Source organism: Labrys sp. KB_33_2 (assembly GCF_052114505.1).
Taxonomy (GTDB): domain Bacteria; phylum Pseudomonadota; class Alphaproteobacteria; order Rhizobiales; family Labraceae; genus Labrys.
Genome location: NZ_JBFREW010000029.1, coordinates 1 through 17227, shown reverse-complemented (window position 1 = coordinate 17227; position 17227 = coordinate 1). Strand labels below are relative to the sequence as shown.

Annotated in this window: 11 protein-coding genes and 6 pseudogenes; 9 read left to right on the top strand and 8 right to left on the bottom strand. The window is 57.2% G+C overall.

What is annotated here, in order from left to right:
- Positions 1-24: 24 nt before the first annotated feature.
- Positions 25-3504: pseudogene (locus tag AB4037_RS32770) on the top strand (indolepyruvate ferredoxin oxidoreductase family protein); the annotation flags it as partial.
- Between the two features lie 159 nt (positions 3505-3663).
- Positions 3664-4119, top strand: coding sequence for a Rieske 2Fe-2S domain-containing protein (locus tag AB4037_RS32765; RefSeq protein WP_441774383.1), 456 nt, complete (start codon positions 3664-3666; stop codon positions 4117-4119).
- On the opposite strand, the gene AB4037_RS32760 is transcribed toward AB4037_RS32765, so the two are convergent.
- The gene (locus AB4037_RS32760; RefSeq protein WP_441774421.1) at positions 4090-4674 is read right to left on the bottom strand and encodes a hypothetical protein; all 585 of its coding nucleotides are present in this window, start codon (positions 4672-4674) and stop codon (positions 4090-4092) included. The genes AB4037_RS32765 and AB4037_RS32760 overlap by 30 nt on opposite strands.
- On the opposite strand from AB4037_RS32760, the gene AB4037_RS32755 reads away from it, so the two are divergent.
- Positions 4588-4923, top strand: coding sequence for a Fur family transcriptional regulator (locus tag AB4037_RS32755; protein WP_441774419.1), 336 nt, complete (start codon positions 4588-4590; stop codon positions 4921-4923). The two genes, AB4037_RS32760 and AB4037_RS32755, sit on opposite strands and share 87 nt — an antisense overlap.
- A 134-nt stretch (positions 4924-5057) precedes the next feature.
- On the opposite strand, the gene AB4037_RS32750 is transcribed toward AB4037_RS32755, so the two are convergent.
- On the bottom strand, positions 5058-6173 hold the full coding sequence (locus tag AB4037_RS32750) for an IS701 family transposase (RefSeq protein WP_441774382.1): 1116 nt from the start codon (positions 6171-6173) through the stop codon (positions 5058-5060).
- 349 nt (positions 6174-6522) lie between these two features.
- The gene (locus AB4037_RS32745) at positions 6523-7410 is read right to left on the bottom strand and encodes a LysR family transcriptional regulator (RefSeq protein ID WP_441774381.1); all 888 of its coding nucleotides are present in this window, start codon (positions 7408-7410) and stop codon (positions 6523-6525) included.
- Between the two features lie 151 nt (positions 7411-7561).
- Between AB4037_RS32745 and AB4037_RS32740 the strand changes: the two genes are divergently transcribed.
- The 3 genes from AB4037_RS32740 to AB4037_RS32730 all read left to right on the top strand — a co-directional run bounded on the left by AB4037_RS32740 (position 7562) and on the right by AB4037_RS32730 (position 9882).
- Positions 7562-8056: a luciferase domain-containing protein gene (locus tag AB4037_RS32740; protein ID WP_441774380.1), complete on the top strand. Its 495-nt coding sequence runs from the start codon at positions 7562-7564 to the stop codon at positions 8054-8056.
- A gap of 208 nt (positions 8057-8264) precedes the next feature.
- Positions 8265-9047, top strand: a complete 783-nt coding sequence (locus tag AB4037_RS32735) for an SDR family NAD(P)-dependent oxidoreductase (protein WP_441774379.1) — start codon at positions 8265-8267, stop codon at positions 9045-9047.
- A 277-nt stretch (positions 9048-9324) separates the two neighbouring features.
- Positions 9325-9882, top strand: coding sequence for an ester cyclase (locus AB4037_RS32730; RefSeq protein ID WP_441774378.1), 558 nt, complete (start codon positions 9325-9327; stop codon positions 9880-9882).
- Between the two features lie 176 nt (positions 9883-10058).
- Here the strand turns inward: AB4037_RS32730 and AB4037_RS32725 are convergent, their stop codons facing one another.
- Positions 10059-10244, bottom strand: coding sequence for a DUF982 domain-containing protein (locus tag AB4037_RS32725; protein ID WP_441774377.1), 186 nt, complete (start codon positions 10242-10244; stop codon positions 10059-10061).
- A 7-nt stretch (positions 10245-10251) separates the two neighbouring features.
- Positions 10252-10828 (bottom strand): annotated as a pseudogene (locus tag AB4037_RS32720) (IS3 family transposase); the annotation flags it as partial.
- Between the two features lie 58 nt (positions 10829-10886).
- Between AB4037_RS32720 and AB4037_RS32715 the strand changes: the two are divergent.
- Entirely contained in the window at positions 10887-12137 is a 1251-nt protein-coding gene (locus AB4037_RS32715) for an IS256 family transposase (protein WP_441774376.1), read from the top strand.
- Here the strand turns inward: AB4037_RS32715 and AB4037_RS32710 are convergent.
- Positions 12043-13221, bottom strand: a pseudogene (locus tag AB4037_RS32710) (IS110 family transposase); the annotation flags it as partial. The gene AB4037_RS32715 and the pseudogene AB4037_RS32710 overlap by 95 nt on opposite strands.
- A 253-nt stretch (positions 13222-13474) precedes the next feature.
- On the opposite strand from AB4037_RS32710, the pseudogene AB4037_RS32705 reads away from it, so the two are divergent.
- Positions 13475-13693 (top strand): annotated as a pseudogene (locus tag AB4037_RS32705) (transposase); the annotation flags it as partial.
- 342 nt (positions 13694-14035) lie between these two features.
- On the opposite strand, the pseudogene AB4037_RS32700 reads toward AB4037_RS32705, so the two are convergent.
- A pseudogene (locus AB4037_RS32700) lies at positions 14036-14296 on the bottom strand (transposase); the annotation flags it as partial.
- Positions 14297-16069: 1773 nt separating this feature from the next.
- Between AB4037_RS32700 and AB4037_RS32695 the strand changes: the two are divergent.
- The gene (locus AB4037_RS32695) at positions 16070-16855 is read left to right on the top strand and encodes a LuxR C-terminal-related transcriptional regulator (RefSeq protein ID WP_441774375.1); all 786 of its coding nucleotides are present in this window, start codon (positions 16070-16072) and stop codon (positions 16853-16855) included.
- A 242-nt stretch (positions 16856-17097) separates the two neighbouring features.
- On the opposite strand, the pseudogene AB4037_RS32690 reads toward AB4037_RS32695, so the two are convergent.
- Positions 17098-17227, bottom strand: a pseudogene (locus tag AB4037_RS32690) (IS5/IS1182 family transposase); the annotation flags it as partial.

The window sequence follows — 17227 nt, the reverse complement described above, 5'->3', positions numbered from 1 at the left end:
AGCCACGGCCCAACTCAAGAGACGAACATGCACGCCATTTCGCTCGACGACAAATATCTTCAGGAAGACGGCCGCATCTTCGTGACCGGTACGCAGGCGCTGGTGCGCTTGCCCATGATGCAACGTTGGCGCGACCGCTCCGCCGGCCTCGATACGGCGGGCTATGTTACCGGCTATCGTGGTTCGCCCCTTGGCGGCATCGATCTGGCCTTTGACCGGGCGCGGCGCTTTGCGCAAGCCGCCGACATTCATTTTCAAGCCGGCATCAACGAAGATCTCGCGGCGACGGCCGTGCTCGGCACCCAGCAGATCAACCTTATGGAGAAAGCGCATAAGCAAGGCGTTTTCGCGATGTGGTACGGCAAGGGCCCCGGGGTCGACCGCTCGGGCGATGCCTTGAGGCATGGTAATCTTGCTGGTTCGGCGCCGTTCGGCGGCGTGCTCCTGCTTGCCGGCGACGACCATACCTGTAAGTCTTCCACCACTTCGCACCAGAGCGAATATGCACTGGTGGATGCAATGATCCCCGTGCTAAACCCTGCCGGCGTGCAGGAAATTCTCGACTTCGGCCTCTATGGCTGGGCGATCTCCCGCTACTCTGGCTGCTGGTCCGCCCTCAAGCTTATCGCCGATACGGTCGATTCTTCCGCCTCGGTGGAGGTAAGCTCCGGGCGCGTTGCGATCAGGACGCCCACCGATTTCGAGATGCACACAAGCGGCTTGGGCATCCGTTGGCCGGATACCCCCCAAGAACAGGAGCGGCGGCTGCATGCTCTCAAATTGCCGGCCGTCTTGGCGTTCGCCCGCGCCAACGGTATCGATGGTGTCAGGTTCGGCGGCTCGCGTGGACGGCTAGGTATCGTCACCACTGGCAAATCCTATCTGGATGTTCGTCAGGCCCTGGATGAAATCGGTATTTCCGAGCGGCGCGCCCGCGAGATCGGTGTGTCCATCTACAAGGTCGGCCTTGTCTGGCCGCTGGAACCGGAGGGGATCGCCGCCTTTGCCACCAGCGTGGAGGAATTGCTCGTCGTGGAGGAAAAGCGGCCGCTGATCGAGGCGCAGGTCAAGGACATCCTCTATAATCTGCCCGCAGACCGGCGACCGCGCGTCTACGGCAAGAGCGACGCCGACAACCGCATCATCCTACCGGCCCATGACGACCTGAGCGCGCCCAGAATAGCCCGTGCCATCGCCACAAGGCTCCTGTCGCTCGTTGAGGATGCCGATCTCAAGGAGCGTATCGGCCGCTTGCCAGCACTCGAAGGCAGCGCGCTCCGAGGCACGGCGCCCATGCAGCGAACACCTTATTTCTGCTCAGGCTGCCCGCACAATACCTCCACCCGGGTTCCGGAAGGCAGCCGGGCTCTCGCCGGCATCGGCTGCCATTGGATGGCACAGGCCATGGATCGTAACACGGCCACCTATACTCACATGGGCGGCGAAGGCGCCACCTGGATTGGCCAAGCGCTCTTTGTGCCGGCACGGCACGTTTTTCAAAATCTCGGGGACGGAACCTATTTCCACTCCGGCCTTCTCGCGATTCGTGCTGCCGTCGCGGCAAAAGTCGCGATCACCTACAAGATCCTGTTCAATGACGCGACGGCGATGACCGGCGGCCAACGTCATGACGGCACGCTCAATCCCCAACGCATCTCGCATCAGGTCCGGGCCGAGGGGGTCGAGCGTATCGCGGTCCTTTCCGACGATATTGCGAAATATCGCGGCGGCGAGCCCTTCGCTTCCGGCGTCTCAATCCATCACCGCGACGATCTCGATGCCGTCCAACGCGAATTGCGGGAGATTTCCGCTGTCTCGGTCATCATCTACGATCAGACCTGCGCCGCCGAAAAACGCCGTCGCCGCAAGCGCGATCCCAAACCCGCCGCCGAACGACGCGTCATCATCAATGAGCTAGTGTGCGAAGGGTGCGGCGACTGTTCGGCGAAGTCCAATTGCCTGTCGGTCGTTCCGGTCGAGACCGAATTCGGGCGTAAACGCCGCATCGATCAATCGTCCTGCAATGAGGATCTGTCCTGCGTGAAAGGGTTCTGCCCCTCCTTCGTTACCGTCGAAGGCGTCAGCCTGCGTAGATCGGGACATGCCGACCGGGAAGCCATGTTGTCGCGGCCGATTCCGGAGCCTGCCCGGCCAGATTTGGGGGGGCCGTGGAACGTTTTGGTCACGGGCGTCGGAGGCACCGGTGTCGTTACCATTGGGGCCATTCTCGCCATGGCGGCCCATCTGGAGGGCAAGGGATGCTCGACGCTCGACATGGCGGGCATGGCCCAGAAAGGTGGGCCGGTCACGACGCATCTGCGCTTCGCGTCGGCGCCGAACGAGCTGCACGCCGCGCGCATTTCCATGGAAACAGCCGACGTGGTCATCGGTGGCGATCTTGTCGTGGCCGCCGGCAAGGAGGCGCTCGGTGTCATGGGGAAGGACCGGACCCATGTCCTGCTCAATTCCGAGGAAACCATCACCGGCGCGTTCATCCGCGATCCGGATCTGCGTATCCCAGGAGCCCGGCTCGTCGAGTTGGTTCGCTCCGCCGCCGCCCAGGTTGAAACGATTGCCGCGACCAGGGTCGCGACGAGCCTCTTCGGGGATGCCATAGCCACGAACCTGTTTATGGTCGGTTATGCTTGGCAGCGCGGGCTAATCCCTGTCACGGCGGCCAGCATCGACCGAGCCATCACGCTCAACGACACGGCTGTGGCTATGAACCGGGCCGCGTTTCGACTTGGCCGTCTTGCCGCCGCCGACCCCGAAGCATTCGAAGCGCCGGTAACCGAGGCTTCCCGGCGGGATGAATTGGCATCGCAATCTCTCGATCAGATCGTGGAGCGGCGCGTCGGCTTCCTTACGCAATATCAGAACGCCACCTATGCAATAGCCTACCGTGCCTTCGTCGACCGGGTGAGTGAAAGAGAGAACTCGGTGCTCGGCCAAACGGGTGCGTTGGCGGAAGCGGTCGCGCGCTATCTTTTCAAGCTGATGGCCTACAAGGACGAATATGAAGTCGCTCGCCTGTACTCCGACGCTGCGTTCCGCCGTCAGCTCGAGGAGACCTTCGAGGGCGAAGGGCGGTTGCGCTTCCATCTGGCCCCGCCCTTGTTGGCCGGGAGGGATCAGGTGAGCGGAGAGCCACGCAAGCTGAGCTTCGGGCCCTGGCTCATGCCGATTCTCAGGATGCTTGCCAAGTTCAAGAGGGTGAGGGGCACGATCTTCGATCCGTTCGGCTACAGCCGGGAACGCCGCACCGAGCGTGCCTTGATCACCGAATATCGAGCCCTGATCGAGCGTGCGCTAGTCGGCCTGACCCGCGAGAGCTTTACAACAGCATTGGCTATCGCGGTGGTGCCGGAAAATATCCGCGGTTTCGGTCCTATCCGCGAGCGCAGCCTCAAGGCCGCGCGCCAAAAGTGGGCGGAGCTGGAGGCACTGCCCAAGTCTTCGGCGGTTGACAAGATGGATGCATCGCCAACCGAACTCACAGTTTGAGAGAGCTTCGAAGGGTGCAAACGAACGCCGACGACGTCGGATCAACAGCTTCACGACGGGTCCCTGGGCGACTGCAAGCAAGTCGCGGGAACTCAGCATGGGAGGACGACTATGAACTTCACCAAAAACGCGTAGTACGCTGCGGCCTGGAGCGCGGATGTGGGGCGCTCGCTGTTTGAGCGCACGATCCTAAACAAGCCTGTCGTCATCTATTGCAAGCGGGACGGCACCGCCTGTGCCCCGGAGGATCTGTGCCCCCATCGGCAGGTTCCCCTAAGCATGGGCCACCCAATCGACGGCGAAGTCGAATGTGCCTATCACGGGCTCAAGTTCAATTGTGCCGGTGCATGCGTTGAGAACCACTACGGCGAGGGAATGATTCCGCGGGCGGCGCAGGTCGTCACCTATCCAATCAAGGAGCGCTATGGCCTCCTGTGGATCTGGATGGGGCATGCTGCCAAAGCCGATCCCTCGCTCATCGCCGACTTCAACTGCATGACGACCGAGCGTCGGGCCAAGGTGCATGGCACACAATACAAGGCTGATACGATCGCTTGTGGCACGGCTGCCAAGGGGCACGCATATCTATGTCTGCGGCGCGGCGGCGTTCAATGATCTCTGTCTGGCGCAGGCGCGAAAGGTCGGCTTCGCCGAGGACTGGCTACATGTAGAATCTTTCAAAGCCGGCGAAATCAGGCCCGCGGCAACCGACGCCAGTTTCGAACTTAGAATCGCCACTACCGGGCAAACACTCCTCGCACCGGCCGATCGCACGGCGCTGCAGTTCTCCATCAGGCCGGCATCGATGTCCCCGTGAGCTGCAAACAGGGCATTTGTAGGACCTGTCTGCTGCCGATCCTGGATAGCGAGCCCGATCATCGCGACAGCTTCATGACGGATGAAGAGCACGCTCTGAACGATCAGTTCACGCCATGTTGCTTCCGAGCGAAATCCAAATTTCTTACGATCGGACTCTAGATGACCTGCAACCCTGATCAAGACAACAGCCAACTGCGCGGGCTCCACGATAGGAAATTGCGCAGCCTCCTTCAAGAAAAGGGTCTGCGATGCACGCGCCCGCGCATGCTGATCGTGGAGATGATCCTTTCTCGGGAGAAAAGTCACTTCTCGGCGGAGGACATCCACGACGAGTTGAACGACCGTCGCCATGTCATCTCCCTGGCAACAATTTATAATACTCTACACGAATTTTCAGAAAGGAGAATTATACGCACAATAAACATCCTCATCAATAAAACGATCTATGATAGAGATATAGGTAATCATATACATTTCATTGTTGAGGATACTAAGCTGATACTGGACGCCTTCGGCAAGGCAGTGCTGAAGAGCCCACCGATTTGTCCAGCCGGAATGGAGATCGCGTATGTCGACCTAGCATTACAGTTGCGTTTTTAATTTGATGTGAGCTTGTCGCGCGACGGCTTGATGGGCTCGTCGCCAGAGCGACCAGGCAATGATCTGGGCCGGCTCTAAGCGGCGTTGGGCGAGCTTGACGGCGATGCGCCGGATCTCCTGGACCGACCAGCGGATCAGGTCCGCATGAGTCTCGATCGGACGGCTCGGATGCTTTTTTGGGGAGATGCGGCGTTGGCGCGATGGCGGATGGCCGCCATCATGGCGAAAGCGAGCATGACGAGCGAGACATGACGGTGCCAGCCATGCCAGGAGCGGGTTTCGTTGTGGTCGAGCCCGAGTTCGTTCTTGGCGGTCTCGAACGCGTCTTCGATCGCCCAGCGGTGGCCTTCAACCTTGACCAGCGTTGCCATTTCGGTTCCGGCCGGACACCAGGTCGAGAAGAAGGCCAGACCCCCATCGGCGATATTTTTGCGGATCAAAAGCCCCCGCGTCCAAAGGCCCGAGTGGCTTTCATCGTATTCGGCCGCGTCGAGGTCAGCGAGTTCGCAATAGGCCCAGTCGTAAAGTCTCTCGCCCTTTGTTCCTTCACCCGCCGACAAGCGTTCCCAGAACCCGGGATCGAGTGCGCCTGCGATCTCCTCGGCTGTGCCGGCGACCGGCGGTTTGCCGATCCAGGACCCAAAATGATGATTGGCGTTGACCCCAAGCACATAACCTTTGCAGGCGCGGCGCAACGCCATCTCGATGTCGCCGACACCATAGACGCTGTCGGCGGCGACCCAGCCAAACGGGATGCCGGCAGTCAGCGCACGGTCGATCATGGCCAAGGCCAGAGCAGGCTTGGTCGCGAAGGCTGTCTCCGGCGGCACATGGGCCGCCGCCATCCGATCTGTGTCGCCCGTCCAGGCTTTGGGCAGGTAGAGCGCCCTGTCGATGAAGGCATGGCCATGGCGCGACACGTAGGCTGCGAACACGCCGATCTGGCAGTTGGTGATCTTGCCGGCCGAGCCTGTGTACTGGCGTCCCACACCGCACGAGGCCTTGCCCTGCTTCAGAAAGCCGGTTTCGTCCACAACCATCACGGCGTCCGGGTCGGCCAAGATCTCCAGCGCGTAATCGCGCACCATGTCCCGCAACGCATCGGCGTCCCAGCGACCGCGCCCAAGAAGCGCCTGCTGGCGCCAGGGACGAGGGGCGATCCTAGCCTTTACATCACGCAACGACGACACCCAAAGCTCCAGCGTCGTCTCAATCGATGCGCCAGTCATCATCCATGATCTCCGAATCATGGTGATCCAGAGATTCAGAGATCAACAAAATATGCAACTGTAATGCTAGTCAACGGAAGGAGATCGCGAAGTAACAACACCCCTTTGCGGAGCAAAGGGCTGTCCGCTTTCGATTCCGACAAAGCGTTACATATAACCGGCATCAACGATTTCGTCTGTTTGGGCAATCACCGCTATGGCACGTTCGTGTGCCACCCTGAGCGCTAGCGGCCAACAGGTCTGCCCCCGGATTGGAGTTTGTAACGCCGGAGGCTTGGGTCAGGCGATTCCGGCAGCCCGTGGTTCTTGTTCGAGCAGTCATTGAATGCTTCGCGTGACATATGGTCGAGGCAATGGTTGGAGGTGAGGCTCATCCGGGCTTAAAGCGCGTCACCAGAAAATCAACGAGGACGCGTATGGCTAGCGGTGGTGGGCCACCTGGTTGGTACACCGCATGCATCCAGCGTTCGAGTATGGGCTGGGCCGTCAATACAGGTACGAGGCGCCCCTGGCGGATATCGTCCTCGACGATGAAAGCTGGCATCTGGGCAAGTCCCTTGCCTGCCAGGACAAACGCGCGTTGTACCTGTGCATTGTTCGATCGACAGCTCACATGGGCCAGTTTGACGGTGACCTCGCGCTGCCCATCCGAGAATGCCCACCCCTCGCCGGCCCATTGATGCTCGTAAGCTACGCAGTCATGATCGGAGATATCATCGATTGTCAGGGGGATCCCTCTTGCCGTCAGATAGGCGGGGGCTGCGCAGACGACCACATGTGCGGGAGCGAGTTTGCGGGCTATCAGTCCCGAGTCCGGCAGTCGGCCGACCCGAATTGCCAAGTCTAGCTTATGCTCAACCATGTCGAGTGCTCGGTCGTCGCATAATACTTCGATAAAAATACTGGGATATGTGGAACAAAAATCCGCTAAAATCGCTCCAACCTTTTCGGCAAACGCTACAGGAGCCGTAACGCGCAGATGCCCAGACGGATCAGACTTTAAGGATTCCATCGAGCGGCTGAGCCCACCATACTCCCTCACGATGAGTAGTGCGGTGTTGTAGACAGTTCTGCCAGGGTCGGTCAGCGTCAGACGTCGCGTCGTGCGGTGTAACAAACGCGTACCGAACTGATCCTCGAGCGAAGCGATATGCCTGCCCACCATCACCGCCGATAAGCGAAGCTCTCGTGCTGCTCGCGCAATGCTGCCGCAGTCCACCGTATGCACAAATGCTTGCAGACTCGTCAACCGATCCATGGTCGCGAAGGATAGATTACATACTGATGATATGCAATTCCAATCCCAATCCTGACCTAATCAAGAAGGCACCGCCTCGCTAAATTACCTAATATTCAGCGTCCAATATGTCTGCTTCGGCGAGAATCCGGGAAATAGCGAGGATATACTCATGTGCCAGATTTGCGAGACATTGAACCTTCAGAGACGTGAAGGCCGCCGACCAAAAACCAATCCCCGTACGCCCCATATGCAGTTGGATCAGATTGCTCCGCCTGCCATGCGTGACAGATTGCTCGCGATTGGGGCCGAGCTTCCCGGTGTGACCCTAGGCCAAAGCGGCGTATCTGTTCCAGAAAGCACGGCGTTTTTGTTGGCGCCAACTCTGGCCGGGAGAGGAGATCCGTGTGCGTTCATGACGCCCGGCGAATTTGCACATGTTCACCCTATTTGGGACGGTAGCTTGCACATGAATCTGCCTGTGCAGGTGCTCGACAAAGTCTATGCGGCCAATTGGGGGGAGCAGCATCCGGTAGCTGGACGTTTCGGTTTTCCCCCAAATATCGCGATGATCTATGGGCCACGCGATGACACCGAATTCCGGGCGGTCTCCACCTTGCTGCGAATATCTCATGCGTTCGCAACCGGTGGCCCGCTTCCCGAGTGAATCTGAGTGTTTTGTGGTGCTTGTTTTCCCGTTGTGACACCTCAAGCATTTTTCCGGATGCGTCAACGCGCCGATGGTTATGTGCCGATGGAGCCAGAATACTCAAGGGTTGGGTCAGAACAATCAGCAATCACGGCGGCCTGGAAAGTCGCTATTCCAGATTGGCCGACCCTACTCATAGTAAAACTACGGATAGGGAGTTAGAAGAATGCGCGTTCGAGATAAAGTGGCCATCGTGACCGGTGCCGTTGGCGGTATCGGTGCCGAAACCGCCCGGAGGCTGGCTGAAGAAGGTGCCAAGGTCGTCTTGACCGATGTCATTGATCTGCATGGCGAGATATTGGCGCGCGAGATAAATGGCGACTATCGCAACCATGATGTTGCATCGCTCGAAGCGTGGCAGGAACTCGTATCATGGGTCATAACAAAATACGGTCGGGTCGACATACTCGCTCATTGCGCGGGCATTGTCGGCGATGCGAAGGAGGCATGCCTCGATACTTCACCGGACCACTGGAATCGTGTGATCGCTGTCAATCTCACCGGGAGTTTCTGGGGATGTAAGGCAGTCGTTCCTGAAATGCTCAAGCAAGGCACTGGATCGGTGATCTTGTTATCCTCGATCGTCTCCTACATGGCGACATCCATCGCTACACCTTATGGAGTCAGCAAGGCAGGCGTCCAACACCTGGCACGTAGCATAGCGATGGTCGGTGCGAAGGATGGCAATCGTGTTCGCTGTAATTCGGTACACCCCGGTTCGATCCGGTCGTCAATGACCAATCGGATAATCGGAGATATCGCGGCGTCGGCCGGTGTATCGATCCAGGATGCCGAAAAATTCTTGGTATCGAAAGTGCCGTTTGGTGCCCGTGGTGAGCCTTCGGACGTTGCCAACCTGATCGTCTATCTGGCCTCGGATGAATCGAAATACGTGACTGGATCGGATTTTAAAGTAGATGGCGGTTGGCATGTCATGGATGCGGGCTAATCAAGAGCAAAGTAACGGACTACCCGTCCAAGCTTAGTGCGGCGCGGGCAGTTAATATTTTGAGTACCTTCATCCATGGCGTCAGCGCCTGATTGTCCGGCCCATGGGATGGCGAGGTCTCGGCAGGTTCCATTCATCATGCCCCAAGCCCGGACGCACTGTTGCCTTCATGCGCTTCCTCAGCGTCTTGAACAAGATCACATGCGAGGAGCCGCGTCCTCCCCTTAGGTGAGGATGCATTAGATGTAACAACTAACTCATCAGTAAGGAAACGCCGATGACTACCTCAAGACTATTCCTCAATGTAGCTATTGCAGGAACATTTGTGCTCCTAACATCGGATGCCAGCTTGTCACAAAGCTCCGGCCAAGGGGATCGTCTCACTGGCACGGGCAAGCCAAGCGCTGAAACCGCTCGACTCCTCGGCCTAGCGAGAGAAGGAGATAGCGCCTTCAATGCGCGTAATTATCACCGTTTCCTGGATGAAATGCATACCGACAATGTCAAGGTTTTCCAGCTCGGCGTCGGGGTCACCACTGGCCGGCAGCCGCATCGCCAAGAAATCGAAAAAATCATCACTGCGTTTCCCGACATGCGCGTCCATAACGATCCATATGACGTTGAATTCGGTCAAGGCCAATGGACCGTGGCAATGGGAAAGCTAAGTGGAACGTTCACCGGACCGATGCAGACTCCCGATGGGAGTACGCTGAAGCCGACCGGCAAGCACTTCGAAACCTTCTTTACCACGATTGCTAGATGGAAAGGTAATCAAATTGCTGAGGAATATGTAATGTTTGATCCAAATGACATCATGAAGCAGGTAACTCCGTGATTTGTCTGAAGTCAAAGACTTTGGATTCCGACGGAGCTGTCAGCCCGCGACGTTGTTCGCAAGGGCCGTATGAATGATGTTTAGGCCGAACTTGAAGGCAAGCCTGAGGCAGTCGCAGACGAGCCTGTTATGTCTTGCGCAAGCACTCGCCAGTTCTTCTAACAGCTGCCCAATGTTCACTTTCCGCTCGACCTTAACGTGCCTGCGGGAGCAATTCTTGTTTTGGCCCCTTCCAGGCAGGCTTTGCGAACTGCATCGTAGGCTACGCCGTTCTCCATAGGCCATTGGTTCAGCAAGAAGCACAAAGCCTCTTCGATAGTCGTGATGACACGATACTGAATAGCCCCGAGTTTTGTAGACACCCTCGGGTTAGATTTTCTGCTGCTTCTCGAACTCGACGGGCGACAGCATCCCGTTCCTGATAGAACATTTCGATGTAGTCGAACACGTCCTGGCGAGCTTCATCGCGTGAACGGTAGACCCTGCGACGTATCCTCTCTCGCTTCAGAAGATTGAAGAAGCTCTCGGCCACCGCATTGTCGTGGCAGTTGCCGCGTCGGCTCATCGAGTGAACCAGATTGTGGTGCCTGAGGAACGAAGCCCAGTCCATGCTGGTGAACTGCGAACCCTGATCCGAGTGGATCAGCACCTTGTCCTTCGGTTTGCGTCGCCACACCGCCATGAGCAGAGCCTGCAATATGACGTGCGTGGTTTGGCGGCTCTGCATCGCCCAGCCGATGACCCGGCGGGGATAGAGGTCGATGACGACGGCTAAATAAGCAAAACCTTCGCAGGTCCGGATGTAGGTGATGTCCGTGACCCAGGCCTTGTCCGGAGCCGCTACGTCAAATTGCCGGTCGAGCGTGTTGTCAATAGCGACGGCAGGCATGCCGCCATAGATGCCGGGACGGCGTTTGTAGCCAATCTGCGCCTTGATCCCGGCGAGAGGGACTGTCAGGAATTTTGTGTGTGGCCGGGCATAATGGGAACGAAGGAGATCTCCCATGGCCCGACGCAAAGAGCCTACGATTCCTGATGTAATGCTGGACCAGTTGCTGGCCGGCGCCGATGCGAAAACGGCGTTCGATCCCGGCGGTCTACTGGACGGCTTGATAAAGGCGCTGGCCGAGCGCGTGCTGAATGCCGAGATGGATCACCATCTCGGCGGGCAGGCCGAGACTGGCAACAGCCGCAACGGCTACAGCAAGAAGACGGTGATCACCGACACCGGCAAGCTGTCGCTGGATGTGCCCCGCGATCGGGCGGGCAGTTTCGATCCGGCGCTGATTGCCAAGTATCAGCGCCGCTTTCCCGGGTTCGACGACAAGGTGATCTCGATGTATGCCCGTGGCATGAGCAATAGGCAGATCGTCGGGCATCTGCGCGAACTCTACGGCGTGGACGTGTCACCAGACCTCATCAGCGTGGTCACCGACGCGGTTCTGGAAGAGGTCGCGGCCTGGCAGGCCCGGCCGCTCGAGCCTGTCTACCCGCTGGTTTTCTTCGATGCCTTGCGCATCAAGATCCGCGACGAAGGCCTGGTCCGCAACAAGGCGGTTCATATCGCCCTCGGCGTCAGACACGATGGCGGCAAAGAGATTTTGGGCATGTGGCTCGAGCAGAACGAAGGCGCTAAGTTCTGGCTACGGGTCATGAATGAGCTGAAGAACCGCGGGGTCGACGATCTGCTCATCGCCGTCGTCGATGGCCTGAAGGGCTTTCCGGACGCGATCACCGCCGTCTTCCCGCAAGCTACGATCCAGACATGCATCGTCCATTTGCTGCGAAACAGCCTGGATTTTGTCTCCTATAAGGATCGAAAGCTGGTCGCGGCGGCCCTGAAGGATATCTATCGAGCGATCGACGCTGCCGCGGCCGAGGCTGCGCTCGACGCCTTCGAAGCCGGCTACTGGGGCCAGAAATATCCGGCCATCGGCATGGCTTGGCGCCGGGTCTGGAGCGAAGTCGTGCCGTTCTTCGCTTTCCCCAAGGATGTCCGTAGGCTGATCTACACGACGGATGAGATGGACAAGACCCCATCCGCCAAATTGTGTTACGGTGATCTTGCGCGAGCGACTCCGTGGCGAAGATCGGAACGCCGGCTGCAAGTTCCGTCAGGCCGCCTCTTTATAGCCCTGCCGACTTGGAGCGCCCGCGCACCCTTTTGGGCCGTGTCTGCCACTGGGCGACAAACTGTTCGTAGTTCCTTTCGGCGTTCCGGGCGACCTCCATTTCTTGGTCGCGCAGCGTCTTGATGTTGTAGGCATGGGCGGGGCCAGGCTGATTGCCTTTGCGTTGGCGCCCGCCAGCCTTGAGTTCCATGGCACGTCGCTTGTTGGCGACCAGCGCGGGGCGCACCCAGCGATAGTCGGCCTGTTTGGTCAGGAGATGCCAACACAACACGGTCAGCTTACGTGCAAGGGCAACCGCTGCAATCTGATGCCCGCGCTTTGCTCGAATCCTGACGAAGAAGGCATGCAGCGGGCCCGGCGTCTTGGCAGCCGCCCACGCCGCCTCGACCAACATGGCCCGCGCATGGCTTCTTCCCACCTTGCTGATACGGCCATGATGCGCCGCCCCCAGCCCGGACTGACGCACACGGGGATTGAGGCCAAAGTAGCTCACCAGTTTTTGTGGGCTGGAGAAACGGTTGATGTCGCCGATAGCCGCAACGATCCCTGCCGCTACCGTCAGATTGATACCGGTGATCGTCAACAGGTGGGCAATGGCGGCATCATCGAGCGCGTCAGCGGCAATCTCCTTGTCGATGATCGCCAGGTCCTCCGCCAACCGATCGAGCTCGCGCACATGCCGCTCAATGGCGATGAGTTCGTCCTGCGGCACAGGCTGGCGCAGCAACCAGGTCCGGCCAACGCCACTGAACAGATCGGCATGGGGACAGCGTGGAATGAGGTAGGCGTGCAAGATCGCATGAACCTCATTCTTGATCCGCGTGCGATGACGAACAACCTGGAAGCGACGAGCTGCCAGTCTACGTCGCCGCTCCGTTGCAGCATCAGGCGTCCATATCTCTGGAAGATAGCCCGCCGCGTAAAGGCTGGCGAGCGTACCGGCATCGATCTTGTCGGTCTTCACGTGAGCCTGGGCAATCGCCTTCACCTGCAGGGGATTGGCGATGATCACGCGCTGCACAAAAGGGGACAGTACACGCGACACCGCCATGCTATTGCCTGTAGCCTCGATCACCACTTCGTCGGTTGATCGCAACTCCTTGCCAAAGCCTTCCAGTGCCGTCCGGGTCATGTCCACCCGGCCGGCATGCCTCAACCGACCTTCTTCCCAGATGACGATCTCACCAAATGTCCGGTGAATATCTATGCCGATCACGCGCCGCATAAACGCCTCCTGTCAGCCAAGTTGGCGGGAGCGGCGGGCGACACGACAACTACGGATCCGCGCTCTCAGCGCAACCGGGTCAGTCGCAGAGGCGGCCAGCTACTAACACGAGCTCACAGCTCATCGTATACATCGGCCTGCCCGCACCTTCGTGCTCCCGGTGCCTCTGTCCCGGATGGTCGCACCATAGGCCAAGACGATGAGTCACGGCAGGGACTTCGGCACCGCCATCCTCATACCAGTTACAAACGCCATCGAAGCGCTGAACTCAAAGCTGCGACGAGCCGTGCGCGCAAGGGGACACTTCCCGACCGACGAGGCGGCCATGAAATTGCTCTTCCTGGTCTTGAACCGCTCGGAAAAAGAATGGACTATGCCGCCGCGCGAGTGGTGCATGGCCAAAGCACAGTTCGCCGTCTTGTTCGGTGAGCGCTTCTCAAAGGCCGCAGCCTAAATATGTTCAACCGTCCGGCCACACACAAAATTCCTGACAGTCCCCAGCCATATGCATCGTGGAACCGATGTCGATCGCTGCGGCGCCGGGATTCATACGCGCGAGGTTCTGAGCGTTGGATGACCCTGTCTTGGGCATGGCCTTTCCTCCGATGGATCGGGAGGGGCTGGGCCGTACAAGTTCGTCATTTTCCTAACCGGGATCGCCGCCGAGACGGCGTCACCACTCTCAAGTACGCAACAGCCCGTGTGCCACGTTTTTTAACGGGGTCGAAAGCCTCCAATAAGCAGTCGGCAACTCCCCTCCGGCCAGCAACGTAGCACGGGCCTGTTTATACCGCGCACAGGCGGACCGAAGCCCGTGATCGTTTTTTAGGATATCTCGCTCCTCGGTGACGCGAGCCAGTTCCTTCTTCAGCCGCCTGATCTCCTCGGCCTCGTCGTTGCCCTTGGCGTTCGACGCAGCAAGCTTCTTCTTCCATTCGTAGAGCGAATGCTGGCTGACGCCGAGACGCTGCGAAACCTCCGCAACCGGATAGCCTCGCTCCGTGATCTGGCGCACCGCGTCACGCTTAAACTCTTCGCTGAAATTCGATTTGCTCATGATGCTCTTCTTGCCTCAAAATTAGGAAAGAAGGTGTCTACAAATCTAGGGGCTATTCAGATTCACACGCGACCACGAAATCGACGCCGCTGCTCATCCCCCGTGCGCAAGCAACGAAAGCCTGTCAGCGGGCTTCGCAATCAATCCAATTCGAGAGACATCTCCACAGAATTTCTCCAACGACAATTCGCGCGCGCCGAGAACTGCGCGAGATCCTTGGCGCAACGCAAAGTTCAATCAGGGCAGCTGAAGCTATTGCCGGATGGTACAATCGATCCCGCTCTTGCGGGCACGCACTGGCGCCGCGGGGCGAGCCGCAGCAGGCTCGCCTGCCAAGCCCGAAAGGTATTCCGGCGTTCTGCTAAAGAGGCTGGGATGGAAACGGGAGGCCGAGCGTGTTGTGTCCATTGAAGACGTGGCGACGAACATCGCCGAGTAATTCGCCGTGGTGCGCGGCCGATTTCAAACGATTAGGGGGCCGTGGCCGAGAAGATAGCAGTGGTGACCAGTGCGCCTGAAATGCACACCATCCTGTATAGCGCTCTGCGCGACCTAAACGCGACCGGACCGGGTGGCGTCGTCGTGGAGGACCTATCATCCGCATTGCGGCAGCGATTCCCTGGGGCGCCGCAATAATGCGGTTCCCCTCTACGGAAAATATATATCTAGAAACATCGCGCGGTGCGACGATACCATCGTTTACGTAAATAGAGTAAGAATCTACCGAATTAAATGGCGTCACCTACCATAGTGTTGCATTATCTTGTTCCTGTCCACATACAGGCTCCTCGCTGCTGTCGTGCTATCCGCTGACCGCGCGCAGCGGCGGGGATGTTAGGTCGCTGCACCTGACGCGTTCGCCAACTGGCAGGAAAGGGGCGGGATTCGAACCCACGATATGTTTTCCGTCTGGCCGGCGCCAACAAAAAAGAGGAGGCCCGAAGACCTCCCCCAAATCTCGGTTATCGTTAGGTCATCAAGGTCGAAATCCGCGCCGATCTCTACCTGAGCGGTAATGACTTGGCGAATAAAGTCCCCAACTTCCGATTTCTCCCGTGTCAGGAGAATGGTTGCAGAAGCAATATTATACCGAACTCTGATGACGTCAAGTTCTGTGGGGGGCGCCCACCGGACAGCCCTGCCTTTATAAATTAGCATTCAGGCGGCGATAGTTAACGAGCTAATTTTTTATAAGATCTTCGCGGACAGATAGGCATATCTGCCTTTGCGGCATGATACCGCCAAATGGCAGTATATGAGCCGCTACTCCTAGCTTAACCTGACGCGGCATAGCTGACTTTAGGACGCAGGTCGGGATACGGCGCCGTTGGGAAGATTGCTGGCGAGTGCGAGGTTGCACGGCAGAAGCATGGAGGGGCTCCGATGCAGGTGGGAGAAAAGCTGTGTAGCAGCTAATGGCGGTAGCCTTTCAGGGACTTGTCTGCACCTGGAACGCAAAGCTATTCGCTCACCCTCTTAGATATCATTCCAGATTATCTATTCAGAATAATTCGCACTCGATATCGTAACGCGGATACTTGTGATAGATAAAATCCCTCGTAATGCTTGTATCGCCGGGTGAAATAGGTCACGTATTACCAATATAAACAATACAAAAAATCGTGATTCTTTGCGAACTCCATGGAACTCGTATGCTTTATTATTTTCGATTCGAAAACAACTGATCCAAATCAGGAGCGGACTGCAGAAAATGCTGGGAAAAATTGCGTAAGTGAGATGCCTTGATGACACGAGGATGTTGGAGAAGAGAGAATGGAAAAAATTGCAGAGAGCTTAGGTATTCTACCTGATGCTGAGGCAGAGAGTCAGGGCAACCTTGAAAGTCCCCTTCAATACGTTTCGAATAATAGTAGAGCTGTTACTCAATTTATAACTTCCTCTATTAGCTCATTGGGCGAATTGCATCTAGTTTGCAGGAGTTCATTATTACTGGATTGCCTGATGATACCTTTGAAAAATGCAAATGTATCGTCCGGGGTGTTTGGATACCGCTCTGTTGGAGAATGGGAAAGTTCGGAGAATACAAAGGATAACGCTGTTGTAATCCTGTGTGGATTGGGTAACGAGAACGCTCGTAGGACTATCGAGTTTGATTTGCCACGAGTCTGCGATGTCTCCGGTGACGCCAAAGTGATTATAATATCAGATATAGAGGATACTTTCCAAGTCAGCAGGTCTCTTGAACTTGGTGCAAGAGGATTCATCGGAACTACATCGAGTGTCGATATCGTGCTTGCTGCAATACGCCTTATTTCTGCAGGAGGTAGCTTCATTCCACCGCAGAGTTTGAGAAAGTCTCTGTCTGACATAGCAAAGCCCGAGACAACCCTTTTGGATAGTGCCGGCCTCACTCGGCGTCAGGTCGAAATTATTGGTTGTCTGCGCCGTGGCGACAAAAATAAAACTATTGCTAAAAAGCTAAATATCGAGGAATCGACGGTAGTTGCGCATATACAAAATGTCATGAGAAAGTTGAAAGCGAAAAATAGGACAGAGGTAATTTATATATTGGACAATAATCTCTTGAAAAAAAGATGAATTATAAAATCTTAAAAAGATAAATTGGTTATTTGTAATTTTTGAGCATCTTTATACAGGTGTTCGGCAGTTGAAAAGGCCCTGTATCAGATCGATTTTGCTACATCAGCAAGAATCCCGCCGGGAAGGCCGAAACGATGGCAAGCTTTAATAGCATTTCGAAACAACGCTGAAGGTCCATCTGGGCTGTTTGTCCAGGTGTGAGCCGATCGAGGTCCGCGCCTAGAGCCTGACTCGAAACTCTATGAGGGATAGCAATATCTTGCGATGCGTCTGGTGAGGAGCCTGATGTTGGCGACGAGGACCCAGGCTTGTGCGCTTTGGATGGTTTTCTCGAAGTCCTTCGCGAGCCTGCGGCATCGCCCGAGCCAG